Annotated in this window: 18 protein-coding genes; 4 read left to right on the top strand and 14 right to left on the bottom strand. The window is 58.9% G+C overall.

The genetic code is table 11. The annotated features are described in order from the left end of the window. Nucleotides 1-110 precede the first annotated feature (110 nt). From ACESSC_RS09310 to uvrA, 11 genes are all read right to left on the bottom strand, one after another. Nucleotides 111-1,031 (bottom strand): dihydrodipicolinate synthase family protein, encoded by a 921-nt coding sequence (locus ACESSC_RS09310; RefSeq protein WP_089573615.1) that lies wholly within the window; start codon nucleotides 1,029-1,031, stop codon nucleotides 111-113. Between the two features lie 68 nt (nucleotides 1,032-1,099). Then, the gene (locus tag ACESSC_RS09305) at nucleotides 1,100-1,951 is read right to left on the bottom strand and encodes an acetylxylan esterase (RefSeq protein ID WP_373162658.1); all 852 of its coding nucleotides are present in this window, start codon (nucleotides 1,949-1,951) and stop codon (nucleotides 1,100-1,102) included. Next, nucleotides 1,944-2,921, bottom strand: coding sequence for an acetylxylan esterase (locus ACESSC_RS09300; protein WP_117647499.1), 978 nt, complete (start codon nucleotides 2,919-2,921; stop codon nucleotides 1,944-1,946). Before ACESSC_RS09300 ends, ACESSC_RS09305 begins: the two co-directional genes overlap by 8 nt. An 80-nt stretch (nucleotides 2,922-3,001) precedes the next feature. After that, nucleotides 3,002-3,829 (bottom strand): ABC transporter ATP-binding protein, encoded by an 828-nt coding sequence (locus tag ACESSC_RS09295; protein ID WP_089573612.1) that lies wholly within the window; start codon nucleotides 3,827-3,829, stop codon nucleotides 3,002-3,004. Further along, nucleotides 3,830-5,845, bottom strand: a complete 2,016-nt coding sequence (locus ACESSC_RS09290) for a dipeptide/oligopeptide/nickel ABC transporter permease/ATP-binding protein (protein WP_035138893.1) — start codon at nucleotides 5,843-5,845, stop codon at nucleotides 3,830-3,832. A gap of 3 nt (nucleotides 5,846-5,848) precedes the next feature. Beyond that, on the bottom strand, nucleotides 5,849-6,805 hold the full coding sequence (locus ACESSC_RS09285) for an ABC transporter permease (RefSeq protein WP_055251823.1): 957 nt from the start codon (nucleotides 6,803-6,805) through the stop codon (nucleotides 5,849-5,851). Between the two features lie 157 nt (nucleotides 6,806-6,962). Beyond that, complete coding sequence (locus ACESSC_RS09280) at nucleotides 6,963-8,576, bottom strand: ABC transporter substrate-binding protein (protein WP_117655648.1); 1,614 nt, start codon at nucleotides 8,574-8,576, stop codon at nucleotides 6,963-6,965. A gap of 364 nt (nucleotides 8,577-8,940) precedes the next feature. After that, nucleotides 8,941-10,881, bottom strand: coding sequence for an excinuclease ABC subunit UvrC (uvrC, locus tag ACESSC_RS09275; protein WP_373162656.1), 1,941 nt, complete (start codon nucleotides 10,879-10,881; stop codon nucleotides 8,941-8,943). A gap of 6 nt (nucleotides 10,882-10,887) precedes the next feature. Further along, a complete protein-coding gene (gene murJ / locus ACESSC_RS09270) occupies nucleotides 10,888-12,468 on the bottom strand; it encodes a murein biosynthesis integral membrane protein MurJ (protein WP_373162655.1) in 1,581 nt (526 codons plus the stop codon). Between the two features lie 105 nt (nucleotides 12,469-12,573). Further along, on the bottom strand, nucleotides 12,574-13,074 hold the full coding sequence (ybaK, locus tag ACESSC_RS09265; RefSeq protein WP_373162653.1) for a Cys-tRNA(Pro) deacylase: 501 nt from the start codon (nucleotides 13,072-13,074) through the stop codon (nucleotides 12,574-12,576). A 132-nt stretch (nucleotides 13,075-13,206) separates the two neighbouring features. After that, on the bottom strand, nucleotides 13,207-16,086 hold the full coding sequence (gene uvrA / locus ACESSC_RS09260) for an excinuclease ABC subunit UvrA (protein WP_195246824.1): 2,880 nt from the start codon (nucleotides 16,084-16,086) through the stop codon (nucleotides 13,207-13,209). A gap of 193 nt (nucleotides 16,087-16,279) precedes the next feature. On the opposite strand from uvrA, the gene ACESSC_RS09255 reads away from it, so the two are divergent. The 4 genes from ACESSC_RS09255 (at nucleotide 16,280) to ACESSC_RS09240 (ending at nucleotide 22,402) form a co-directional block, all read left to right on the top strand. Then, on the top strand, nucleotides 16,280-18,433 hold the full coding sequence (locus ACESSC_RS09255; RefSeq protein ID WP_373162652.1) for an LTA synthase family protein: 2,154 nt from the start codon (nucleotides 16,280-16,282) through the stop codon (nucleotides 18,431-18,433). A gap of 145 nt (nucleotides 18,434-18,578) precedes the next feature. Then, nucleotides 18,579-19,409: an Mrp/NBP35 family ATP-binding protein gene (locus tag ACESSC_RS09250; RefSeq protein ID WP_022094864.1), complete on the top strand. Its 831-nt coding sequence runs from the start codon at nucleotides 18,579-18,581 to the stop codon at nucleotides 19,407-19,409. Next, nucleotides 19,410-20,681: an NAD(P)/FAD-dependent oxidoreductase gene (locus tag ACESSC_RS09245; RefSeq protein WP_373162651.1), complete on the top strand. Its 1,272-nt coding sequence runs from the start codon at nucleotides 19,410-19,412 to the stop codon at nucleotides 20,679-20,681. Between the two features lie 80 nt (nucleotides 20,682-20,761). Next, complete coding sequence (locus ACESSC_RS09240; RefSeq protein WP_373162649.1) at nucleotides 20,762-22,402, top strand: NAD(P)/FAD-dependent oxidoreductase; 1,641 nt, start codon at nucleotides 20,762-20,764, stop codon at nucleotides 22,400-22,402. A gap of 65 nt (nucleotides 22,403-22,467) precedes the next feature. Here the strand turns inward: ACESSC_RS09240 and uvrB are convergent, their stop codons facing one another. The 3 genes from uvrB to coaE are packed head-to-tail and all read right to left on the bottom strand — an operon-like array spanning nucleotide 22,468 to nucleotide 25,975. Beyond that, entirely contained in the window at nucleotides 22,468-24,708 is a 2,241-nt protein-coding gene (gene uvrB / locus ACESSC_RS09235) for an excinuclease ABC subunit UvrB (protein ID WP_195246830.1), read from the bottom strand. A 51-nt stretch (nucleotides 24,709-24,759) separates the two neighbouring features. Beyond that, a complete protein-coding gene (locus ACESSC_RS09230) occupies nucleotides 24,760-25,341 on the bottom strand; it encodes a lytic transglycosylase domain-containing protein (RefSeq protein ID WP_117806848.1) in 582 nt (193 codons plus the stop codon). Then, entirely contained in the window at nucleotides 25,334-25,975 is a 642-nt protein-coding gene (gene coaE, locus ACESSC_RS09225; RefSeq protein ID WP_373162647.1) for a dephospho-CoA kinase, read from the bottom strand. The genes ACESSC_RS09230 and coaE overlap by 8 nt, the downstream gene beginning before the upstream one ends. Nucleotides 25,976-26,199 lie beyond the last annotated feature (224 nt).

Genomic DNA, 26,199 nt, shown 5'->3' with positions numbered 1-26,199 from the left:
GCGCAGTAAAGGTTTTCCTGGTGCCCAAGATCGCCGAGAAACCGTGTGGCCATTGACCTAATAGTCATGGCCACACGGTTGAACGGCGAGGTCGGGTGCCTGGGAAAGCTTTACAGGAGGCCGTTGTCCTGGAGGACCTTCCTAATAGCCTCGACGTTCTCGCCGGTCATGGCCTTCACCGGGCGCGGCATGGTCGGGCTGTCGAAGATACCCATGAGGTTCATAGCGGTCTTGAAGGCGCCGACGCCACCGGCATAGCCCTGGACGCCCGAGGTGACATCCCAGATGTGCGAAATCTCATTGAGGCGATCCTGCTCGGCCTTGACGGTAGCCCAGTCACCAGCCTGAGCGGCCTTCCACTGACGAACGTAGCCCTCGGGCTCAACGTTGGCGAGACCCGGGACAGAGCCGTCGGCGCCACCGAGGTAAGCGCCGTCGACGACAACCTCGTGGCCGGTGAGGATGCTCATCGGATGGCCGTTCTTCTCGTTCTCCTGAACGAGGTAGCGGAACGAGATGTCATCACCCGAGGAATCCTTGACGCCAGCAAGGACGCCCTCGGCGCCGAGCTTGGCAAGGAGCTTCCAGGGGAGCTTGGTGTGAACGCAGACGGGAATGTCATAGGCAAAGATGGGCAGGTCAAGCTCCTCGTGCAGGATGCGGAAGTGCTCCTCGACCTCGGTCATGCCCTGCAGGGCATAGAACGGGCAGGTGGCGACGAGGGCATCGGCGCCCAGCTCCTGAGCGACCTTGCCGTGCTCAATCATGCGCTCGGTCTCGGTATCGATGATGCCGACCAGGACGGGCACGCGGTGGTCGACGATGCGGACGGCCTCGGCGATGATCTGGCGACGACGCTCGTCGGTGGAGAAAACGACCTCACCCGAAGAGCCCAAGAAGAACAAGCCATCGACGCCGGCATCGATCATGCGGTTGATGCTGCGCTCAAAGGAGGCAACATCGAGCTGGTGATCTTCGGTATCGGGAACAACGACGGGAGGGATAACGCCGGTGAATTTCTGAGTTGCCACAAGAATCTCCTTAGTTGTCTGGCGGGCGGCCCTATGCCACCCACTCTTGTTGGCAGTGTCCAGGCCGTCTAGGCCAAAGAACACGGGTAGAACGTTTGGTTAAAGAAGTCGACGACTTCGTTTTCGAACGCATTGATGCGCTCATGAGCGTATTTGGCATAGATGATATGCCTCCGGTCACACTCAAGACCGTTGAATACGGCAAACTGGCCCTTGGGATCGCTCACGGTATCCATAAGCGATGTGCCCATGAGCACCGATCCGCGCACCCGAGACGACAGCGCCTCGAGGCCGCCAGGAAGCGGATTGGCAACCGCCGTGCAGGCGAGGCCCCGCTCGTCCAGAGCAGAAACCGCCAGCGCGACTCCGCCGCCAAGCCCCTCGCCCCATGCAAAGATGCGGTCGGGGTCCATGCCATCAAGATTGCGCGCGACCTCCGCCAACGCGCAGCCCCAACGGACGCGCCTGACAAAAGCAGGCGAGGTAATCCCCTGTCGCAGATCGCTGGGTCCAATCGCCTCATCGTCCAGCGCAAGCACGGCATATCCCATGGCCGCAAATCTCGTCATGTGATGCCAGCCGCGCACAGGCCGATCGATGTCGTGGAACATCAGGCACAGCGGCACGCGCTCAGAAACTCGGGCACGACCGACAGGCTCGATCAAACGAGCGTGAATCGCATCGTCACCGAGCTCAAAGGAGACCTCCGAGTAACGGGCATACGGATTGGCGAAATCGATCGCCGTAATACTCGGCCCGCAAACCTCAAGGTCCGAAGCGGCTATCTCTAATTCGGAAACATCCGCAGAAGCATCACCGCGCCAATCCCGGAAATCAGCGAGCCTTGACGAGACCGTTCCGGGAATCCCCACAAGGTCGGAGACAATCAGCTCATTGACATTGCTCTCGCACTTAGACATGAGCCTCCCCTCCCTTGCAGAAAAACGGAATGATCAGATCGTCAAAATCCTGAATCTCCTCGTGGCCAAAGCCTTCAAAGAACTCATGACGCTTTTCACAGGTCAGGTTGTTATAGACCGCAAACTGCGTCGCTGGCGGACAGACGGTATCGGCTGTGCCGGTGCCAAACAGCACGGGGCATTTGACCATAGGGGCAAAGTTCTTGGAATCGAAGTACGCCAGCTTGGCATAGGCTTCGTCGATACGAGTCGAGTCCTCGTCAAACCAGCGAGACCAATAGCGCAGGCCCTCGTAGGCAATGTCGTCGGCATCCAAATCCCAGACCAGGCGGAAATCCGACAGGAAGGGATAGAGGATGGCGGCGCGATTGATAAGCTCGCTGTTAAGTGCACAGGTCGCAATGCCCAAACCGCCGCCCTGCGACGCGCCGTTCACAAACACACGGGCAAGATCGATGCCCTCGAGCTCGCGAACGATGCGGCACAGGATGCGAATATCTTGGTGCAAGCGGACATAGTAGAGGTTGGCCGGATCGCCGTCGATACCGGCGACGATATGGCCCGCGACCGTTGTGCCCTCAAATCCACCAATGTCCTCGGAGGGACCTCCTTGGCCGGGGCAGTCGAGGGCGATGAGTGCCATGCCCATGCCCGCAAACGACGCCTGCTCAAACCAGCTGCGGCTTGCACCCGGATACCCATGGAACTGAAGTACCAATGGCACGGGCTCGTCCGAGACGGGTTTAAGGTACTTGGCATGCAGGCGAGCGCCACACATGCCGGTATACCAGAGGTCGAAAAGCTGGCAGGTCACGGCATCGGTGACCGATGCCGTCTCGATCGCATAGTCAAGCCCGACGGCGTCGGCCTCGGCCATGCGGTCCTTCCAAAAGAGATCGAAATCTGATGGACGGGGCATGGCGCCCCGATACCCACCAAATTGCTGTTGTAGCTCCTGAGCACTTGGCATGGCTCGTGAACCCAACCTTTCGAAATCGCAACGGAGGTGCGCCCGGCAAGGGAACCGGGCGCACGGGAGGGAAAGCGAGGCTACTCGCCGAGCTTGGGATGCAGCAGCGACGGCGCAGCACCGAGCAGCATCTTGGTGTAGGGGTCCTGAGGGTGCTGGAAGACCTGCTTGGCCTCGCCCTGCTCGACGATCTTGCCGCCATTCATAACGATGATGTCGTCAGAGATATAGCGGACCGTCTGGATGTCATGGCTGATGAACACCATGGCCAGGCCGAGCTCCTTCTTAAGGTCGGTCAGCAGGTTCAGAATCTGCGCGCGGACCGAAACGTCCAGAGCCGAGGTGGGCTCGTCGGCGATGATGGCATCGGGGTTCAACGACAGGGCACGGGCAATTGCGACGCGCTGGCGCTGGCCGCCCGAAAGCTGGCCGGGAAGAACCTCGGCGGCGGAGCTGGGCAGACCGGTGAGCTCCAGGAGCTCCTTGACGCGCTTCTCCTGCTCGGCCTCGGTACCCAGGTTGTGGACGCGCATGGGGTCGAGCAGCTGCTCGCGAACGACCATGCGGGGATTGAGCGCCGTAGCCGGATTCTGGAACACGACCGAGATGACACGGCCCATGTGGCGACGGTCCTCGGCGGTACGCTTGGTTACGTCCTTGCCCTTAAAGTAGACCTTGCCGCTCGTGGGGGCCTGCAGGCCGCACATGACGTTGGCGGTGGTGGACTTACCGCAACCGGACTCGCCGACGATGCCGATCGTCTGACCGGGCATGAGCCTAATCGTTACACCCTGGACGGCGTGAACCAGGTTGGGGTGCAGAATCGAGCCGGTACGGGTCCTAAAGGTGACGTGGACGTCATCAAGGAAGATGATCGGCTCGACGCCGTTGACTGCGGTCTCGCTCATCTACATCACCTCCGCGTGAGGGGTCAAACCATTTGCCTTGAGCACCTCGTCGGGGAGCTCGGAATAGAAGTGCTCGGTGCCGGGCACGCGCTTGAAGACCGGACGGGTGTCCAGGCCAATGCGCGGATGGCTCGAGCGGGGCGCGAAGCGATCGCCCTTGGGGAAATCGCGCGGGCTCGGAACGGCGCCGGGCACCTGGTGCAGACGGCCCGAACCGCTCTCGATGGACAGAACGGAGCCCAGAAGACCGCGGGTGTACTCGTGGATCGGGTTAGTGAGCAGCTCCTTGGTGGGCGCCTGCTCGATAACCTGACCGGCGTACATAACCGTGATGTTATGGGCGACCTCGGCGACCAGCGCCAAGTCATGCGAGACGAAGATCATGGCAAAGCCGAGCTTGGCCTGAAGGTCGTTGAGCAGCTTGATGACCTGCTTCTGGACGGTAACGTCCAGAGCGGTCGTGGGCTCGTCGCAGATGACCAGCTTGGGGTCGCGGGTAAGGGCCATAGCGATCAGGACACGCTGACGCTGGCCACCGGAAAGCTCATGCGGGTAGCTCTCGAGCGTACGCTTGGGGTCGAGGCCCACGAGCTCCAGGAGTTCCTCGGCGCTGCGGGTGCCGCCGCGCTTGGTGAGCTGCTTCATCTGGGCAGAGATGAGCATGGAGGGGTTGAGCGAGGACAGGGCGTCCTGATAGACCATAGCGATATCGGTACCGCGCAGGCCGAACCACTCCTTCTTGCTCATCTTGAGCAGGTCGCGGCCCTCCCAGAGGACCTCGCCGGAAAGGTGCTCGTCATCGTCGGTCAGGCCCATGATGGCCAGCGTGGTGATGGACTTACCGCAACCGGACTCGCCCACCAGGCCCATGGTCTGACCAGGACGGACGTCAAAGTTGACATGGTCGACGACGTTGATATCGCCGTGATGCTCAAACTGAATGCAGAAGTCACGGACCGAGAGAATCGGTTCGACAGACTCGTCGGGCACATGGCGATCGTCACGCTTGAGCTCGACATCGCGCAGGGCGCCAAGGCGAGCGGAGAGGGACTGGGCCTGCTCCTTGTAGGCGCGAACGGGGTCGGAGACCAGCAGGTCGGCCTCGCGACGCTTGGAGGAATCGGTCGGATCCAGGGCGGCGGAGGGAGCAGCGGCCATGGCGTCGGTAATGCCCTCGGAGAGGATGTTGAGCGCCAGGCAGGTGATCATGATGGCCAGGCCCGGGAACAGCGCCTGCCACCAACGGCCGGCGAGCACGCCGCCGCGGGCGTCGGCGAGGATGTTGCCCCAGGTAGCGGTGGGCTCCTGGATACCAGCGCCGATGAAGGTCAGCGAGGCCTCGAAGATGATGGCGTCGGCGACCAGGGTAACGGTGAAGACCATGATCGGGGCGATGCAGTTACGCAGAACATGCTTGATCAAAATCCACGGAGCCTTGGCGCCGGAAACGATGACCGCGCGGACATAGTCCTCGCCGTACTCGGACACGATGTTGGCGCGCACGATACGGGCAATCTGCGGAGTGTACATAAAGCCGATGGCGAAGATGATCGACGGCACGGAGTTGCCCAGGATGGAGACGAAGACGGCCGCGAGGGCGATGCCCGGGATGGACATGATGATGTCCAGGATACGCATGATCGTCTCGGAAACGGCCTTGCGCGAAACCGCCGCAAGGGCGCCCACGACCGAGCCGCAGACCAGAGCCATGGCAGTGGCGCCAAAGCCGATAATCAGCGAGTAACGACCACCGTAGAGCATGCGCGACAGAATGTCGCGACCCTTATCGTCGGTACCGAAGATAAATCCGTTGCCGGGAGCCTGGCGAGCCGTAAAAATCTCGACCGGGCTATAGGGGGCAAGAAGGGGCGCCAGAATCGCAGTCAGGGCGACCAGCACCAACACGACGGCGGCAATCTTAGAAGACAGCGTCATCTTCTTCCAGCCACCGAGCTTGAGCCCCTTGGAGGCAGCCTTCTCGAGCTGCTCGGTTTGCTTCTCTCGAATCTTTACCATAATCTACACCGTCCTGATGCGCGGGTTGATGAGCAGGTAGAGCATGTCAACCACGATGTTGATGATGATGAAGGCAAGAGCAACGACGATAACGACGCCCTGAACCAGGTTCGCCTCGTTGCCCTGAACGCCCTGCAGAATCGCGGTGCCCATGCCGGGGAGGTTGAAGATAACCTCGATGACGACGGCGCCGCCCATGAGGTAACCGATCTTAAGACCGAGGGTGGTGACCGGGGTGATCAGCGCATTGCGAAGAACGTTGATGCCGACGACGACCTTCTCGGGAACGCCGGCGCCGCGAGCCATACGGACATAATCCTTATCGAGCTCCTCGACCATGGCGGTGCGCACGATACGAGTCATCTGGCCCGTCAGCGGAAATGCCAAGGCGATAGCGGGCATGATCATACGTCCCAGATAGCCAGCCGGATTCGTGGTGAAGTGAGGCAGAGCACCCGATGCCGGAAGCACCTTAAGGTAGGAAGAGAACAGCAGGATCAACAGAACGGCAAGCCAGAACGACGGGGTTGCCAAGCCGGCGATGGAAAAGACGCGGATCACTTGGTCCGGCCATTTGTCGCGATACAGTGCCGCGATGACGCCGAGTAAAAACGAAACGACCGCACCGATGGCAAGGCCGATGAAGGTCAGCTGCATCGTGACGGGCAGGGCCGTGGAGATGCGCTTGGCAACGGAGTTGCGAGCAGCACCATAGGTGCCCATGTCACCATGGATCAAATCGCCCATATAGCGCACGTAGCGCACAGGCCAGGGGTCGTCCAGACCATACTTCTCATGGTACTCGGCAACCGCCTCGGGCGAGGCACCGTCACCCAACGCCGTGTAGGCGGGGTCGGTCTTGGAGAACGACATAAGGAAGAACACCAGGACGGTGACGCCCAATGCCATGATCGGCAGCGCCACAAGACGCCTTCCAATCAAACGTAGCAAGTTGTTCACGTTCTCTCCCCTTTCTTTTGTCGGTAGGACCAACTGGTATATGAGTACGGATACTCATTACAAGACCCGAGCGACATCGAGGTCGCCCGGGTCTTTGTTTCAACTATGAGGATACGGTCCCAACGACCGACATCCTGCATACAGACTCAAGCGAGTCTTACGCCTTGACGGTCGCAACGCCCCTGAAGGACATGCTCGTCGTGCCGATGCCCTTGAAGCCATCGAGGGCCTCGCCGTTGGGCGCAGTGGACGGATCGTCCCAGGAAGCGGAGACGGTCTTGACGTGGACAACGGGGTACAGAACGGCGTTGTCGGCAATGATGTCGAAGCACTCGTTCCACTTCTTCTGCTGCTCATCGCCCTCAGCGGCAAGAGCCTCGTCCATGAGACCGTGGAGCTTCTGCCACTCAGCGGACTCCTTCCACGGGCAACGGGTCTGCATCCAGACGTTGTCGCCGTACCACCAGTTGAGCAGCAGGTCGGGGTCGGCGCCGAAGCAGGAAGGATCGCCAGGGGCAAGGAGGATATCGTAGGCCTCGCCGCCGTCGATGGCAGCGTAGGTGGCCGGCGAGGTATCGGTCTGGATGGTCACATCGAAGCCGAGAGCGTCGAGGTCATTCTTGACCTGGGCGGCCATGCCCTTAATCTGCTCGTTGTCGGTGGTGCGCAGGGTGATGGCACCCGGGGTGATGCCAGACTCCTCGATGAGCTTCTTAGCCTTCTTGGCGTCGGTCTTGTACACCGTGGAAGCCTCATGATAGTTGGTGAAGCTCTTGGGCAGGTAGCAGCTGGCAGCGGTGGCAAGGCCGGCGAAGGTGTTGCTGACCATCTTCTCGGTGTCGAGCGCATACATGACAGCCTGACGGACCTTGACGTTGTTCCAAGGCTCCTTGGCGACGTTGAACATGATGAAGCGGGTGCCGAAACCCTGAACGTTATCGATCTTGCAGCCGGCGCTCTCGAGCTGGTCGACGGCGTCAGCGGTAACGAGCTCCATAACGAGCGTGGAGCCCTCCTGCTGAGCGGTAACGCGAGCGGTGGGGTCGGTCAGGATGCTGTACTGGATCTTCTTATCCTCGGCAGCATACTCACCGTTGTACTCGGGGTTGGGAACCAGGGTGATCTCGGTATCGGAGATAGAGTCGTACATCCAGGGGCCGGAGCCGATCGGCTGCTTGGCGCGATCCTCCTCGGTCTGGGTGGCCGGGGTAACGCGGACGATGGCCAGACGATCCTTGAGCAGGGAGAAGTTGGGGACCTTGGTCTTGACCGTCACGGTGCTGGCGTCCTTGGCCTCGATGGACTCGAAGGGCTGGAAGAACGGAGCATAGGTAGCGGAAGCGGCGCAAGCGGTGTAGGAGGCAACGACATCGTCAGCGGTGACCTCGGTGCCATCGGAGAACTTGGCGCCCTTGCGGATGGTGACCTCGAAAGTGGTGTCGTCCACAGACTTGGGATCGTCGGTGGCGAGCTCTTTGAAGGTGCTGTAGTCGTGGTAATCGATGCCGTAGAGGCCCTCGACGACGTGCCAGTTAGCACCCAGGCCCACAGCGGAGCCGGTGCTGGCGGGATCGAAGCTGGACGGAGCGTAAGCGGAACCAGCGGTGATCACGCCGCCGCCACGGTTGGCGGAATCGGTGGAACCGGAAGCGGAACCCTCGTCGCTAGAGCTGCCACCGCAGCCGGTGAGACCAAGCCCTGCGACAGCAGCGACGCTGCCGGTGAGGCCGAGGAACGAACGCCTGGACATACCCTTGTTGATGATGGCCATGTCTTCTCCTATCAATAGAGAATCTTACCCGGGAGCGCCTAGACGTGCCCCCGCGCAACTTGCGGACGATATATACCTTACCTACCGACGAACCCAACTGAGGTGCCGCGCTCGGCGACCGATACATACATACGCTTGAACGGTATTTGCTACCGTTCACCGAATTCATTGACAAACGATTCGCCAGACAGTATGTATCGACGAGGTGAGATATCAGTCTTCGTCAACCCGCAGGATAGCAGGGTTTTCGCTTGGGTTAGTCAAACGTTTTAGCGTTAATAAAACCCGAAACCAGCGGGCAATCATGGCGAAATAAATGGTTGAAAATCGCGCAATCATGTATATCAGTTGTTTAGAGGCGTGTTTAGTTTTCGGATTGCTTTGCCGCCGCCTCGGCGCGCTCGGCATTCCATGCAACGAGCGCCTCGTGAACCGCTTTGGCGACATCGGCAGGAATGCCTCGAACTTCCGCGATCTCTTGCTCGCTCGCCGCGCGCAAACGCTTCATCGAGCCAAAATGGCGCATAAGGGCACGTTTTCTGGTGGGTCCCACGCCTGGAACGTCATCGAGTACCGAAACCGTCATGGCTTTATCGCGCAATTCGCGATGGAACGTGATGGCAAAACGGTGCGATTCATCGCGCACCTGTTTAATTAGATAGAGCGACGCGGACCCGGTCGGCAGCACGACGGGAGTCTCGTCCCAAGGCACGAAAACCTCCTCATCGGCCTTTGCCAAGCCACAAACTGGTATATCGAGCCCAAGAGCCTCAAGTTGCTTGATCGCAGCGGTCAATTGCGGCTTACCGCCATCGACAACGAGCAAATCGGGGCGCGAGCCAAAGCGCTCGTCGGCCATGCGCTCGGGAGCATAACGTCGTCCCAAAACCTCGGACATCGACACGAAGTCGTTTGCCTCGTCCAATTCGGCCTGAATTTTAAAACGACGATACTGACTCTTGTCGGCGCGCCCGTTGGTAAACACCACCATCGAGGCGACCGTAAAGGTGCCATGCAGTGTAGAGATATCGAAGCACTCGATACGCAACGGCGGCGATGGCAGCGCCAACGCACTTTCGAGCTCCAGGAGCGCTTGATTGGTGCGGTCGTCAGCGTACCCCGTTCGCATCATGTAGCGCATGAGGGCATGGCGCGCATTTTTGGATGCCATATCGAGCAGACGGTGCTTTTCGCCACGCTGCGGCCTATGGAGATGGCAGGAACGCTCACGCTTGCCCGCAAGCCACTCCCCCAGCGCTTCCGCATCCTCAAGCTCGACGGAAAGGTTGACCTCAGCTGGAATATCAGCCGTCTCGTCGTAATAGCGCTTAAGAAAGCCCGACTGGAGCTCTTCCTCGTCAACATCAAGACCCCTGTCGAGAATGAACTCGCAGGTGCGAACTGTTCGGCCCTCGCGAACGACGAAGACGCAAGCGGCGGAGATGGTCTCCTCGCGATAGAAACCGATAACATCGATATCGACACTGGAGGGAAAAACGACTTGCTGACGATCGTCCAGACCCCTGATGACCTCCAAACGACGTTTGACGCGTGCCGCGCGCTCAAAGTCGAGCGCCTCAGCGGCATCCGTCATCTCGGAGGTCAACTCATCGACGACATCCTTGCGATGGCCCGACAAAAAGCGCTCGACACGCTTGACGTTCTTGGCATAGTCTGCCGGGGAAATCGCGCCGACACACGCACCCGGGCCACGACCGACATGGTAGTCAAAGCAGGGGCGCCCGTTTTGCGCGCAAATCATATTGACGATGTCTTCCTCGCCCTTGTGGGACTCGACGATACGGCGACAACGACGCCACTCCGCACAGGATGCGGAGCAGATGGGGATAACCTTGCGCAGCGTATCTATCGTCTCACGTGCCGCGTGGCTATCGGTATAAGGTCCAAAATAGCGCGTTCCCGGCTTATGACGCTCACGCGTGTATTTGATAGCGGGATACAGGTCGCCCTTTGTAATGGCGATAAAGGGGTAGCTCTTGTCATCCTTGAGGTCGACGTTAAAGTACGGATGGTACTGACCAATCAAATTGCGCTCGAGCACCAACGCCTCGTGCTCGGTCTCCACCACGATATAGTCAAAGCTCGCCACCAGCTGCATCATAAGCGGGATCTTCTGGCGCTCGTCCTGCAGCGTCACGTACTGACGCATACGGGCGCGCAGGTTTTTCGCCTTGCCTACGTAGATGACATCGCCCTTGGCGTCTTTCCAAAGGTAGCAGCCGGGCTGCGTGGGAACGCGCGAAACCTGCTCGGCAAGCGTTGGAATGTTGTCGTGACCGGCCACGCGCACCTACTTGCGACGAAGCAGCGCCGAGACCTCGGGCATCTTAAGGATGACGGCAAGGCCAAAGGTAACAGCAAGCGAGACGACACCCGCAACGCAAACGTAGCCAAGAGTAATCAGAATCGAGCCGCCAAGTGCCCCGACAAAGCGTTCAAGCGCCCACATGACGCCGGCGCCTGCGGCAGCACCCAGGCCACCGAGCAAAAGGCCAAAGAAACCGCCATGCAGGATGGATTTAACCTGAAGACCACGCAGGCGGCGACGCAGCCACCACAGCGAACAGCCGACCAAGATCACGTAGTCGACGACATACGAAAGCGCGATTGCCGGCATACCGAAGCCCAGCACAACGCCAAACAGCAGAACCGAGCCGGCCTGGCCGATGGCGGAATACAGGCAATAGCGGCTATAGGGCTTCATGTCGAGCAAGGCAGAGAAGCTCTTCTGCATCAACACGACCACGCCGTAGAGCGGCAGCGAGAACGCCAGGTAGACAAGGAACTCGGACACCAGCGCCACGCCGGACTCATCGAACTTGCCAGCGCAGTAGATCATGTTGAGCGGACGCGCGAAGACAATCAGGTACAGCGCGAATGGAATCAGGAAGAACAGCATCTGGGCGACGCCACGCGAAATGCCCGTGCGGACGCTGTCGTAATCCTTCTCCTGTGCGTCGTGAGAGAGCTCGGTATAGAGCGCCGTCGAAAGCGAGGCGGCAATCAGCGCGTAGGGCAGCGTGTACCACAGGCGCGCATAGGCGATGACGGAAGGACCAGTCTCGGGCTGGACCACCAACGCAGCAGCGTTGGTGATAGAAGTCGAGACAAACATGCACACCGTGGCGAGCAGCGTCGGGATACCGAGCGCAATCGTCTGGCGCAGTGCGGGGTCCTTAAAGTCGATATGGATATGGGGATGCACGCCGTGCTTGCCAAGCGCGGGGATCTGACATGCCATCTGAACAAAGACACCGAGGGTCGTACCGGCCGCAATCAAGATGATGCCGGCACGTTCGCCAAACTGTGCGGACACGGGCGCAAAGCCCATAAAGCTCGCAATGACGATCACATTGTTGAGGACCGGGGCAAACGTCGACCAGAAGTAGTCGCGGTGTGCGTTGAGGACGCCCGAAAACACCGAGCCCAAACCATAAAACAGAATCTGGATGGCAAAGAAACGGAACATGAACGCAGCGGTATCCATGCTGCCGCCGTCACCCGAAAGGAACGATTGCGTCCAGATAAAGCCCGGGGCGAACACGGTCCCCAGCAACGAAATGCCACCCAGCACCAATAGCAGAATACCGAGCAGGTTGCCCACGTACTCGTTAGAGGCCTCGCGACCCTGCTCACGCCTCACGCCCATGTACACGGGCAAAAACGCCGTCACGAGCATGCCGCCCATCACGAGTTCGTAGAGCATATTGGGCAGGTTGTTGGCGACCTGATAGGAAGACGAGAGCAGCGACATGCCGATAGCGGCCGCCATTGCCCACGTGCGGATAAAACCGGTGACGCGAGACACGATGGTCAGGATGGTCATAAGCCCGGCGGAACGACCAACCGTGGAGTAGTCCGACGAGCCCATGTCGTCAGTGTCGTCTCGCGACGAAGAAGCTTCGGATGAGGGTGTCTGAGGCGCAGATTCTTTTGCAAAATGAGCTCCGCACTTCAATTCTTCCTGCGGCATCGCTCAGTCCTCTCTCGTAATCGGGGCGACCGTCGCCCCGCAAAATGCAATTAAATCATCAGGTGCAAGCTCAAGCTGATAACCACGCTTGCCTCCCGAAATAAAAATGGTATCCCAAAGGACACATGTCTCATCAATGAGCGTCCGGTAGCGTTTTTTCATACCGACCGGACTGCAGCCGCCGCGAACGTAGCCAGTCGCCGCAAGCAAATCCTTCACATGCATCATGGCCAAGGACTTCTCCCCCGCGGCACGCGCGGCGGACTTTAGATCGAGCTCGTCGGCAACAGGGATGCAGCACACGACGTGGTCGTTGGACGGCGTCACGCAGACCAAGGTCTTAAATCCTTGTCCGGGCTCCTCGCCAAGCTGCTCCAAAATCGCGACCCCCAGGCCCGCCGACTCATCACCATCGTCTTCGTACGTATGTAGAACATAGGAAATGCCGGCGCTTTCCAGCTCGCGCATCGCATTGGTTTTTGGCGTCTTTACAGCCTTTGCCATGGCATATCCTTTCCCTCGCATTCGGGCGCAAGGATTAAGTATATGTCCAATTCGGCTGCATACGTCACTTCGACACAGCAAGCGCCATCGAATCACAAGGAGTCGATGGCGCCCATAAACTGAATCGCCTATTTATTGAGCATCAAGTTGAGCCTGACGCTCCCGGTCACGCCTGAGCAACGGCGCCAAAAACTTGCCCGTATAACTCTGCGGACAGTCCGCAACCTGCTCCGGTGTGCCCGAAACCACGACGGTTCCGCCGCCGTTACCGCCCTCGGGGCCCATATCGATCAGGCGGTCGGCAACCTTGATGACATCAAGGTTGTGTTCAATCACCAGCACCGTGTTGCCCGCATCGACCAAGCGCTGCAACACATCGAGCAGCTGGCGGACGTCCTCAAAATGAAGGCCGGTCGTCGGCTCATCCAAAATATAGAACGTCTTGCCCGTCTGGCGTCGATGAAGCTCCTTGGCGAGCTTCACACGCTGCGCCTCGCCGCCCGAGAGCGTCGTAGCGGGCTGGCCCAGGCTCACGTAGCCCAAGCCTACATCGTACAGCGTCTGGAGCTTGCGCTTAATCTGCGGGATATTCCCAAAGAAGGCCAGTGCCTCGGTGACGCTCATGTCGAGCACGTCCGAGATGGTCTTACCACGGTAGGTGACCTCAAGCGTCTCGCGGTTATAGCGTTTGCCGCCGCAGACCTCACAGGGGACATAGATATCGGGAAGGAAGTGCATCTCGATCTTAATTTGTCCGTCGCCCTTGCATGCTTCGCAGCGACCGCCGCTCACGTTAAAGGAGAAACGTCCCGGCGAGTAGCCGCGCGCCTTCGACTCCGGCGTACTCGCAAACAGCGCGCGAAGATCATCCCACAGGCCAATGTACGTAGCAGGGTTGGAACGCGGCGTGCGGCCAATCGGCGACTGGTCGATATCGATAACCTTATCGATACACTCGATGCCCTCGATTTTCTTATACGGACCCACAGGGCGCGTCGAACGGTGAATGGCATTCGTAAGGGCAGGTGCGATAGTGTCGGTAACCAGGGAGCTCTTACCCGATCCCGACACGCCGGTAACGACCGTAAGCGTACCAAACTCGATCTTGGCGGTAACGTTTTTGAGGTTGTTGGCGCGGGCGCCCGTGATCTTAAGGCAGCCGCGACCGGGCTTGCGGCGCTCATCGGGAACCCGGATCATTCGTTTGCCGGTCAGATAAGCGCCCGTCATCGACTCGGGACACGCCATGATATCGGCAGGCGTTCCCGCCGCGACTACGTGTCCGCCGTTCACGCCCGCGCCGGGGCCCATGTCGATCACATAGTCGGCAGCACGAATCGTATCCTCATCATGCTCGACGACGATGACGGTATTGCCGATATCGCGTAGGCGCTCAAGCGTCTTGATCAGGCGCTCGTTATCGCGCTGATGGAGGCCAATCGACGGCTCGTCCAAAATGTACAGCACACCCATGAGGCCGGCGCCGATCTGCGTTGCCAGGCGAATGCGCTGGGCCTCGCCTCCGGAAAGCGTCGCCGAGGCACGGTCGAGGGTCAGATAGTCGAGTCCGACATCGACCAGAAAGCGCAGGCGCTCCAGGATTTCCTTAACGATGCGCCCGCCGATAAATTGTTGGCGCTCGGTAAGCTCCAAGCCCTCAAAAAACTCGAGCGACTCGCGGCACGATAGGCAGCAGACCTCGTAAATGGACTTACCGCCTACGGTAACAGCGAGCATCTCGGGGCGCAGACGAGCACCATGGCAACTCGAGCACGGCTCCTCGCGGATGTACTTCTCCAAGCGCGCCTTGGTGTTCTCATTCGTCGTCTCGGTATAGCGCTCGTACAGGATATTGCGCACGCCCGAGAACTTGGTGTCCCACTGGCTACGGCGCCCATCGAGCTTTTGATAGTCGACCGAAATCTTCTGGTCGCCCATGCCGTCTAAAAACGCGCGACGCACCCGCGGAGGCAGATCCTCCCACGGTGTATCGACGCTCACCTTAAAGTGTTTGCAGACCGCAGCGAAAATCTGCGGATAGTAGTTAGAGTTGCCAAACAGGCTGCCAAAGACCCCGTCGGCGATCGACTTCGAGGGGTCTTCGATTAGGGCCTCGGCGTCGACCGTCTTCTTAAAGCCCAGGCCATCGCACTCGGGGCACGCGCCATAGGGCGCGTTGAACGAGAAATCACGCGGCTGCAGGTCATCGATGGAGTGTCCATGCTCCGGGCACGCTAACGCTAGCGAATACTCCAGCAACTCGCCTTCGGTCCCCTCGGGAGCGTCGCGGTCGGGCAGCAAGTATACGTTCACATTGCCGTGCGCCAGCGCAGTCGCCTGTTCAACGGACTCGGCGATACGGCCCAGAGAGTTCTCACGGATCACGATGCGATCGACCACGACCTCGATATCGTGCTTGAACTTCTTGTCCAGATCGATCGGATCGTCGAGCGAGCGCACTTCACCGTCGACACGCACGCGGCTAAAGCCCTCGGCGCGAAGGTCCTCAAACAGTTTGGTGTACTCGCCTTTTCGCCCGCGTACCACCGGTGCCAGCACAAACGCGCGGCGGCCCTCCCCCGCCGCCAAGACCTTGTCGGCAACCTGGTCGGTCGTCTGGCGCTCAATGACACGGCCGCATTCGGGACAGTGCGGGGTGCCCACACGGGCGAACAGCAGGCGCAGATAGTCATAAATCTCGGTTACGGTGCCAACCGTCGAGCGAGGGTTTTTAGACGTCGTCTTTTGGTCGATCGACACCGCCGGCGAAAGGCCGTCGATTGAATCCAAGTCGGGTTTGTCCATCTGTCCCAAGAACTGGCGCGCATAGCTCGAAAGACTCTCGACGTATCGACGCTGGCCCTCAGCATAGATAGTGTCAAATGCCAGCGAACTCTTGCCCGAGCCAGAAAGACCGGTAATGACCACGAGTTGGTCACGCGGAATGGAAACATCGATATCACGGAGGTTGTGCTCACGGGCGCCGCGAATAACGATAGAGGAATCAGACATGGAAGCTCCTTGCCTCCTATTGCATCGAATCATACTGCCGATGAGTTTAGCGCACTCGACGCGCACAGATGTTCGTAATACAAGATTCGCAGACCTTTAGCTTTGCGTATCGGGCGCTTTGTTTCTCGAAATGCCGTGGAAAGGTTACAGTAATCTAATACTGAACTTAATTTGTTGTACCAGAGGAACGTCCATGACCGAAGATATCCCCCTTGAAATCACTTCGAGCGACATGGCCAATCTGCCCATATTCATCGCCGTCCTTATCGTGGCCGCCGTCGTCGTGCGCGTGTATTTTTCAATCAAACGCAACGAAAAGCCACCCATTGCCCGCGTCTTTTGGTGCGCGACGCTCCTCGTCCCGCTCGGCGTGGTAGCTGCATGGATTACGAATCAATTGCTCGTAAATGAGGGCAGCTCCCTATGGATCCTTTCTTATTCGGCGCTCGGTGCTGTCGCCGTCATGCTTCTTGTCGAGCCCTTGGTTTCGGGACTTATCGACCAAACCGACCTTGCGACGGGAACGGTTGCCTGTATTTGCCGTGACATCCTTGTCATCGCCGCTGTTTCAGCGCTCTCGTTCGTTTCACTCGAAATTGCCTGCAACGAAACGTTCTATCGCATTCCCGCCAACTCATTCGGGTTTTCCGTCGGGCTGCTCGCGACGGTTCTGATCTCCCTTTATTTGCTGGGACAGCGTCATGGAGGCGTCATGGCTCTCGTGCCCGTCGTCTGCTGCATCCTTGGCATTGCCGAGCACTTCGTCATAACGTTTAAAGGCGAAGCCATCCTGCCAAGCGATATCTTGGCCCTTGGCACCGCAATGGAAGTGAGCGAGGGATACGAGTTTACCTTTACCGCCGGAATCGTAACCTCTCTCGCCCTGCTGGAGATTTCCCTGGGGCTTCTTTCGCTCATCCGACCGCGAAAGCTCCGTACGCCCACCCATGTCTTCCCCGCTATCGCCGCTAACCTCTGTGCTTTTCTGCTAGTGACCGTTGTGGGGCTCTCAGGCTTTTCCAACATCGACTTGGAGCAGGCGCTGGATTTTGGATTTGACCGTTGGCAGCCCATCACCACGTATGCGTCTCAGGGTTTTATCACTTCGTTCACCGAAATGGTCAACGAGTTGCCCATTGAGAAGCCCGAAGACTATACGCCCGATGAGGCGCAGAGCATCGAGCAGGAGCTCGCCGCCGCCTACGACAGCACATATGGCTCGAGCGAGCAGCGCGCGGCGGCCGTTGCCCAGTTCAATGAAATCAAGCCGACGATTGTTGCCGTCATGAATGAGAGTTTTAGCGACCTTTCGTGCTTTGAGCAGCTCCAGGCGGCCGGGTACACCGGCCCCGCATTCTACAACTCGCTTCCCGACACACTTGTTCGCGGCACCATGCTCGCTTCGGTCGCCGGTGGCGGAACGGCGAACTCCGAATTCGAATTTTTGACCGGAGCGACAACGGCCTTTGTCGGATTAGGCAAGATCCCCTATCAGCTGTATCAGATGAATGGCGTAAACAGCCTGGCAAAGGACCTTAAAGAGCTTGGGTATACCACTACCGCTATGCACCCGCAAAACCCCGTCAACTACCATCGAGATAAAATCTATCAGCAGCTGGGCTTTGGAGACTTTCTTTCAATCGGCGATTTCGAAGGTGCGCCCTATTACCATGCCGGCGTATGCGACTACGCCACCTACGACAAGATACTCGACCTGCTTAGAACCGACGAAGCGCCGCAGTTCATCTTTGACGTCACGATGCAAAATCACGGCGGCTACGACTATGGCACCGTTCCCGCCGAAGAGCTGACAAACTATTGGGTCGAGGGAGCCAGCGAAGGCGCCAACAGCGCGCTCAACACCTATCTCACCTGCATCAACGCATCCGACCGGGACCTCGAGTACTTTATCAACGAGCTCCGCAACATCGGCAGACCGGTTGTTCTTGTCTTTTTTGGCGACCATCAGCCGAGCGCCGCAACGACTCTCAACGACGAGCTGTACCCTCAGGAAGATACGGCAAGCCACGCTTTCCGTATCTATCAGTCGACATATCTCGTCTGGGCTAACTATGAGATCGCCGGCAATACCGAGCTCAACGTCTACGACACCGTCGGGGCAAACGAGATTGCAGCCATTACCCTTAATAAGATCGGCGCCCCGCTCACCAATTACCAAAAGGCCCTGCTTGCGACAAGGTCAGATGTGCCCACCATCAATGTCGCCGGCTATCTCGGTGCCGACGGGCTGCGCTACGACTTGGAATCGGAAGACAGCCCCTACGCCTCGACGATCGACAAGCTGCAGCGCATGCAATACCTCGAGTTCGCCAGCAAAGTTCAGTAAGCCCGCCCATTCGCTTGGGCCCATCGTATTGCAAGCACGCTCGGCCCAAACGCATCGCAAATGACTCCCGCTCGCAAACGAGGGTACAATGACGCTCGTGTCACATCGCGGGGCCCCGGCCCCAGCATATACAAAGGAGTCATACATGGGTTGCGAACACGCACAGGCCGCCGGCGGACAAACGTCGCCGTCGCAATTTGAGGAGAACACGCTGTCCGAGGTCAAGCGCGTCATCGCCGTGCTTTCCGGCAAGGGCGGTGTCGGCAAGTCATTTGTCACCGGTGCCATCGCCACCGAGCTTGCCCGTCACGGCCACAAGGTCGGCGTCCTCGATGCCGACATCACCGGTCCCTCTATCCCCAAGATGTTCGGTATGAGTGGACGCCACGTCCATGCCCTTGGCAACCTTATGCTGCCCGAAATCTCCGAGCACGGCGTCAAGGTCATGAGCTCCAACCTGCTGCTCCAAAACGAGACCGACCCCGTCCTTTGGCGCGGTCCGGTCATCGCAGGCGCCATTAGGCAGTTCTGGAGCGAGACCTCGTGGGGCCCCATCGACTACCTACTGGTCGACATGCCTCCGGGAACAGGCGACGTCGCGCTCACCGTCTTCCAGTCGCTGCCGGTCGACGGCATCGTCATCGTCACGAGCCCGCAGGATCTGGTCTCGATGATCGTCGCCAAGGCGGTCAACATGGCCGAGAAGATGAACGTCCCCATTCTGGGCATTGTCGAGAACATGAGCTATATTGAGTGCCCTGACTGCGGCAAGAAGATCGAGGTCTTTGGCAAGAGCAAGCTCCCCGAGGTCGCAGAGCGCTATAACCTCGACATCTTGGGCCAGCTTCCCATTAATCCGGCACTCGCCGAGGCCTGCGATAAGGGCGAGGTCGAGACCGCGCTGCCCGATGGCATGTTGCCCAAGGCAGTCTCTGCCGTCGAGGCTATTACCCCGCACGAGACCGACGAGGCCTAAGTGAACGCGAGCGCCCTCTATGACGTCTTGGTAATCGGCGGCGGGGCTTCAGGCCTCGCCGCCGCCATTACGGCCGCACGCGCTGGCAAAAGCGTCTGCATCGTTGAGCGCGATGTCGCCTGCGGCCTCAAGCTCCTTGCGACCGGTAACGGCCGTTGCAACCTCTCCAACGAATCGATTGATCCTCAGCGGTATAACCACCCCGCATTCGTCGAATCCGTCATGGGCCCCCAGCCCGAACAAGAGCTTATGGGTTTCTTCTCCTCGCTGGGCATCATGACAACCTCCGAGGAAGGCCGGCTGTACCCGCGCTCCCTTCGCGCCGAATCGGTGCGCGACGCGCTTCTCAACGTTTGCGACCGCCTAGGTATCACCTTAATCTGCGGAGCCAACGTTGCCACGGCGCACAAAGCTTCCGAAGGCTGGGCACTCCAAATAGACCGTCCAGCGCGGGCGCTCAAGGCAAAAAAGCACGACGACCGAAAATCGGAGCTCCGCTCGCTTCGGAAGGCGCTCGCCGATGTCCCTCGCAAGAACGAGGCCCTGCAGGCACATGCCGTAATTATCGCTACGGGCGGCAACCCCACCGGTATCGCCGATACGTTTCGCCTTCCCCTCACTTCGCTGCGCCCCATCCTCTGCCCCGTATCGGCAACGGTCGTTGGCGATCGAGCGGCACTCAAGACGTTGGATGGCCTGCGCGTCCGCGCCTGCTTGACGCTCGCCCGCAATCATAATGAGCTCTGGCACGAAGACGGTGAAGTGCTGTTTCGAACCTTCGGTATCTCGGGTGTCGCTGTCTTCAACCTCTCTCGTCGTATCCAGCACGGCGATACGATCCTGCTCGACGTTTTCCCCGACCTCTCCAAAGACGAGTTGCTCGATATGCTCAACCGGCGCGTTGAGCTGTTCGGTGACTTTTCACCCCGCGATCCCCGTTGGCTCGACGGCATGCTCGCCCCGCAACTCTCCCGCGTCGTCTGCACAGCGTTCGAGCAGTGCCATCCAGGCTCCAACGATGTCATCCATCTGGTCTCGATCCTCAAGCACTTTAAGCTGTTTGCCGAGGGGACGACCGATGAGCGCTCGGCGCAGGTCACGCGTGGTGGCGTATCTGTCGAGAGCATCTCAACACCCAGTCTACGCGCGCGCAGCGTTGTCGACGCCCCGCTTTACGTCTGCGGCGAAGCGCTCGACATCGACGCCGATTGCGGAGGCTTTAACCTTGCGTGGGCCTGGATCTCGGGCATTCGCGCTGCAAGCAGCCTGTAGCCGCGCAGTCTATAATCAAAAACACATTCGGGCCGTCTGGGATACCGGACGGCCTCTTTCTTGCCTCTAAGGAGACCTCGATGATCGAAATCACCCAAGTCAACGCGTCGCCCGATGAAGCCGGCGATGAAAATGCCTGTCTCATTGTTGGCAAGCGAGTCGCCAAGCGCGTCCTACGTTGCAAGGACTCCGAGATCAAGTCCATCGAGCTCCACCGCAAGTCAATCGACGCTCGCAAAAAACGAGACGTCCATTTTATCCTGAGCTTTCGTGTTGAGCTGACTAGTCCCCACCTCGAGCGAGAAGCGGTCGACAGCGTTGCCGAGCGTGACCGCTCGCGCGTACGCGCGATAGAAGACGATGAGCCTTCATTCCCCTCCCCCGCCTCCGACGCGCCTCAAGAACGCCCTGTCGTTGTCGGCGCCGGATGCGCCGGCCTTTTCGCTGCGCTTACGCTCGCCGAAGCAGGTCTTAAGCCCTTGCTCATCGAGCGCGGCGACCCGGCATTTCGCCGCTCGCAGGCGATCGACCTCTTTCTAAAGGAGCGCATCCTCGACCCCGAGAGCAATATCCAGTTTGGCCTGGGCGGCGCGGGGACCTTCTCGGACGGCAAGCTCAATACGGGAACCAAAAAACCCGCCCATCGCCTTATCCTCGAAACCTTCGTCGAGGCGGGTGCGCCCCGCGATATTCTGTGGGATGCCAAGCCGCACATTGGCTCCGACATCCTTCCCACGGTCGTCACCGCTATATCCCAGCGCATCGAGCAGCTCGGAGGTGTCGTCCGTTATCGAACGAAGCTCGTCGACATTCGCATCGACGCGTCTGGCGCCATCACCGGTATTGATGTCCAATCGTCCCAAGACACCGCTTGCGAGCCAATCGAGACAAAGCACCTCATCCTCGCCTGCGGGCATTCTGCTCGCGATATTTTTGAGCTCCTTAAGGACCACAACGTGGTCCTCGCACAAAAGACCTTTGCCATGGGCGTTCGCATCGAGCATCCGCAGCGCGACATCGACCGAGCCCAATTCGGAGCCTCGGCGGGACATCCTGCCCTCGGAGCAGCCCCCTACAAGCTCGTCGCCCATCTTCCCAACGGCCGCAGCGTGTTCTCGTTTTGCATGTGTCCCGGCGGGCAGGTTGTCGCCGCCTCTTCCGAGCAGGGCCACTTGTGCGTCAACGGCGCCAGTCTCAATGCCCGCGACGGACGCAACGCAAATGCCGCCCTGCTCGTTAACGTCACGCCTGAGGACCTTCCCAACGATGACCCACTCGCCGGCATCGAGCTCCAGCGCGCCTGCGAGGCGGCCGCCTACCGCCTGGGCGGTTCCAACTGGAACGCACCGGCACAGCTCGTCGGAGATTTCCTCGCAGGACGCGCCAGCAAGGCGCCCGGAAAGGTAAAGCCCACCTATCCGCTCGGTGTGACCTGGACGGCAATTGACGAAGCCCTGCCGCAGCATATCGTCGAGTCGCTCCGCCTGGGACTTCCCCTACTTGGAAAAAAGCTACGAGGCTACGACCGCTCCGATGCTGTCCTTACCGGCGTGGAGACTCGCTCGAGCTCACCGGTCACCGTCACCCGAGACCGAACATGCCATGCCGTGTCGACCCCGGGCCTCTACCCTTGCGGTGAGGGAGCTGGATATGCCGGCGGCATCATGAGCGCCGCCACCGACGGCATCCGTTGTGCCGAAGCCCTGATCGCAGACCTCTAACGCACGAATTCCAGCGCGCAAAAGACGCATGCCCCGAGCTCCGCAGGGAACTCGGGGCATGTTCGCTATTTCTTAAACCGTGCACCCTGGCGTTTTCTGCCCGATGCGAACGTGGAACCCTTGCGAGCCTGCGAACGTAAGCGCTCGATCGTCTCGTCCTCAGACGCACCCTCGAGCATCGCCCGAATCTGAACGACGGCATCGCGCAGGCGCGCCGCCTCCTCAAAGTCCATGGCGGCAGAAGCGTTACGCATATCCTCTTCCATGGTTTCGACGATCCGCACGAGCTCGTCATGCGGCAGTTCTTCCAACTGCTCCGCAAGTGTCTGCTCGGGCGCCACCGTTTCCGGCACGCCACCCTCGCCCGACTCATCGGGCGTATAGAATGCGCCATGGCCAAGAGAGTCGCCCTTCGAGCGTCCCTTGGAACCCACGGTTTTTTCGGCCTCGGCAATAAAACTTGAGATGTCGTTGATGGCCTTGCGCACCGTCTTGGGCACAATGCCATGCTCTTCGTTATATGCCATCTGAATCTCGCGACGGCGCTGCGTCTCCTCGATGGCCTCTTTCATCGAATCGGTCACAACGTCTGCATACATGATGACTTCGCCATCGGCGTTACGGGCCGCGCGGCCAATCGTCTGAATCAGCGAACGGCGGTTGCGCAAGAAGCCTTCCTTATCGGCATCGAGAATTGCCACCAGTGAGACCTCGGGAAGATCCAAGCCCTCGCGAAGCAGGTTGATGCCAACGAGAACATCGATCTTGCCCTCGCGCAGCGTTCGCAGGATCTCGACACGGTCCATTGTCGCCGTATCAGAATGCATGTAATTGACCTTAATGCCCGCATCAAGCAGATGGTCGGTCAGGTCCTCGGCCATGCGCTTGGTCAACGTGGTCACCAGCACGCGCTCCTTGCGGGCAACGCGCTCGCGAATCTCGTCCTCAAGATCGTCAATCTGACCGCGAACCGGACGCACATCGATCTTGGGATCGAGCAGGCCGGTCGGACGAATAATCTGCTCAACATCGTTCTGGCTCACCCGCAGCTCGTAGTCGCCCGGCGTGGCCGAAACGTAGATGAACTGGGGGATCCTTGCCTCAAACTCATCGAAACGAAGCGGGCGGTTATCGAGTGCCGAAGGAAGGCGAAAACCGTGTTCCACCAGCGTCACCTTACGCGAGCGGTCACCTTCGTGCATGCCGCGAATCTGCGGCACCGTCACATGGCTCTCATCGATGATGCAGAGCATGTCCTTAGGGAAGTAATCGATCAGGGTAAACGGCGGCTCGCCCGGTTTTCGACCGTCCAGATGACGCGAGTAGTTCTCGATACCGTTACAAAAACCCATGGTCTCGAGCATCTCGAGATCATAGTCGGTGCGCTGCTGCAGACGCTGTGCCTCGAGCAACTTGTCGGTCGCCTTGAGCTCGGCCACACGCTTCTCGCACTCTTCACTGATTGATTTCAGAGCCGCCTTGACCTTCGGCTTCTCGGTCACGTAGTGCGATGCCGGCCATACGGGGATGGCCTCGTACTCACGAAGCATCTCACCGGTAACCTCATCGATCTCGGCAATAAGCTCAACCTCGTCGCCAAAGAACTCAAACCGCAACGGATGCTCGGCATAAGGCGGATACACGTCGACAACATCGCCGCGCACGCGGAACGTGCCGCGCGCTAGGTCATAGTCATTGCGATCATATTGAATGTCGATAAGTGCATGGATAAAGTCATCGCGCTCGAGCGGCACTTTCTTGTCGACATTCGGCGCCAGCCCCGCATAGTCCTCGGGAGAGCCGATACCGTAGATACAGGACACCGAAGCAACGACGATTACATCGCGTCGAGAGAGCAACGAGGCGGTCGCCTGATGTCGCAGCATCTCGACCTCTTCGTTAATCGAGGAGTCTTTCTCGATATATGTATCGCTTTGCGGCACATACGCCTCGGGCTGATAGTAGTCGTAGTACGAGACAAAGTAGACCACAGCGTTGTTGGGAAAGAACTCTTTGAGCTCGCTCGCAAGCTGAGCGGCGAGCGTTTTATTGGGAGCCATGACCAGCGTCGGCTTCCCCAGGGCCTCAATAGTCTTAGCCATCGTGAAGGTCTTGCCCGAACCAGTCACGCCCAGCAAAACCTGATAGCGATCTCCGTCCCTCACACCCTGCACAAGCGACTCAATGGCCTTAGGCTGAGAACCTGCAGGCTCATAGGGAGAAACGACTTCAAACGGCACCTCAGCGCCCTCAACGCCAAAGCGCTTAAGTTCACCACCAACGCGTTCTACTTCAAATTCCGCCATGGATACTCCTAACTCATACATCTGCAGTATACGCAGGAGGTGGGCTTAGTCCTATACGAACCGATCGGGATAGAGCGTCTTATAGCGAACCCAGGCATTATTGACGCGAATCAGATAAGCCTGCGTCTCGGGGAAGGTAATCGCATTGTGAAGCGAGGTGCTCTGCTGCGCCCAACCATCCACATTGCCCATGCCGGCGTTATATGCGGCAATAGCGCTATCCGTCGACCCGTTGAAATACGTTAAGAGATACGAGAGGTACGCGCAGCCAAACTCGATATTCGTAGCAGGATCGTTAAGGTTGTCGGCCGAATACCCCCCACCGTCGACAAGACCCTTGGCGATCATATCCTGGGCAGTCTCGGGCATCAGCTGCATCAATCCCTGAGCACCCTGATTCGACTCAGCCTCGGGATCCCAATTCGATTCCGACTTAATGACAGCGCACACCAGATACGGATCCAGATTATGCGAAATACTAGATTGCTTTACATACGCCTCGTAGTCAATGGGATACAGCGGCTTAAAGAAAGCCGCAGGAGCACACGAGTAAACGAATGAGATAAGGCCGAAGGCAAAAACGGCAGCCAGCGGTATAAGGCGATACCACGCAAAGAAACGTGTCTTAGGCATCGGCATCCTCCTTATTCGCAGTGTCTATAAACCCATGGCATGCAAGCCATGAGTCAAGCTGCTCAAAGAGCGAATTATCGCCTGCGGCATTATCAATCACCGTTGTAGCGAGATTGCACAGCGCAGACTCATCGGGCTGGCAAGCAGAACGGGCATCGAAATCAGATGGCTCCATGCCACGCTGAATGGCACGCTCGCGACGAACTGCCAAAGGAGCACTGATAACCAGAATTTCATCAGCCAAGCCAAAAGCATCCTCAAAACCAGTCGGGGCAGAAACCTCGACAACCGCAAAGGGATAACGGGGAGATGAAACCGTGCAGCAAACCGGATCAAGAATCCTCAGTGACAGCTGCTCAATGAGAACGGGGTGCACAATGCTATTGAGCCTCGCGACCGCATCAGGAGAAACAAAAGCTCGAGAAGCGAGGATGTTACGGCGAACGCCTCCCTCCTCGTCCAAAATATCCCAGCCAAATTCTTCCGCGAGGGCATTGACGATATCGGAGCCTGGCACATACAGCGATTTGGCAAGCTCGTCCAGATCGATAAGCATGGCGCCATGAGATTCGAGATAGCGGCAGGCAGTCGACTTACCCGAAGCAATATTGCCCAAGACAAAAACGGTAAACATCAAGTCCTCCCTAACGCCAATGGGAGTTATTATCGCGCAAATACAAAAGAAGGACTCAAAATACAGCCAAACAGTAAGACAAGCTAAAAGAAGGCGAGTTCTTGTATTACAGCTATCTATAAAACGCAAAAAAGGGGGAGGCCTCGCGGCCTCCCCCTTCTTCAAGTCATCCGACGGCTCGGTGCCGTCCACCGGTCAGCGGCGCCCTGGCCTCCCACGGGCTG

The organism is Collinsella aerofaciens (assembly GCF_964243765.1).
Classification (GTDB): domain Bacteria; phylum Actinomycetota; class Coriobacteriia; order Coriobacteriales; family Coriobacteriaceae; genus Collinsella; species Collinsella aerofaciens_BU.
Note: the sequence above shows the minus strand (reverse complement) of the source record. Positions and strands in the feature narration are given on the sequence as shown.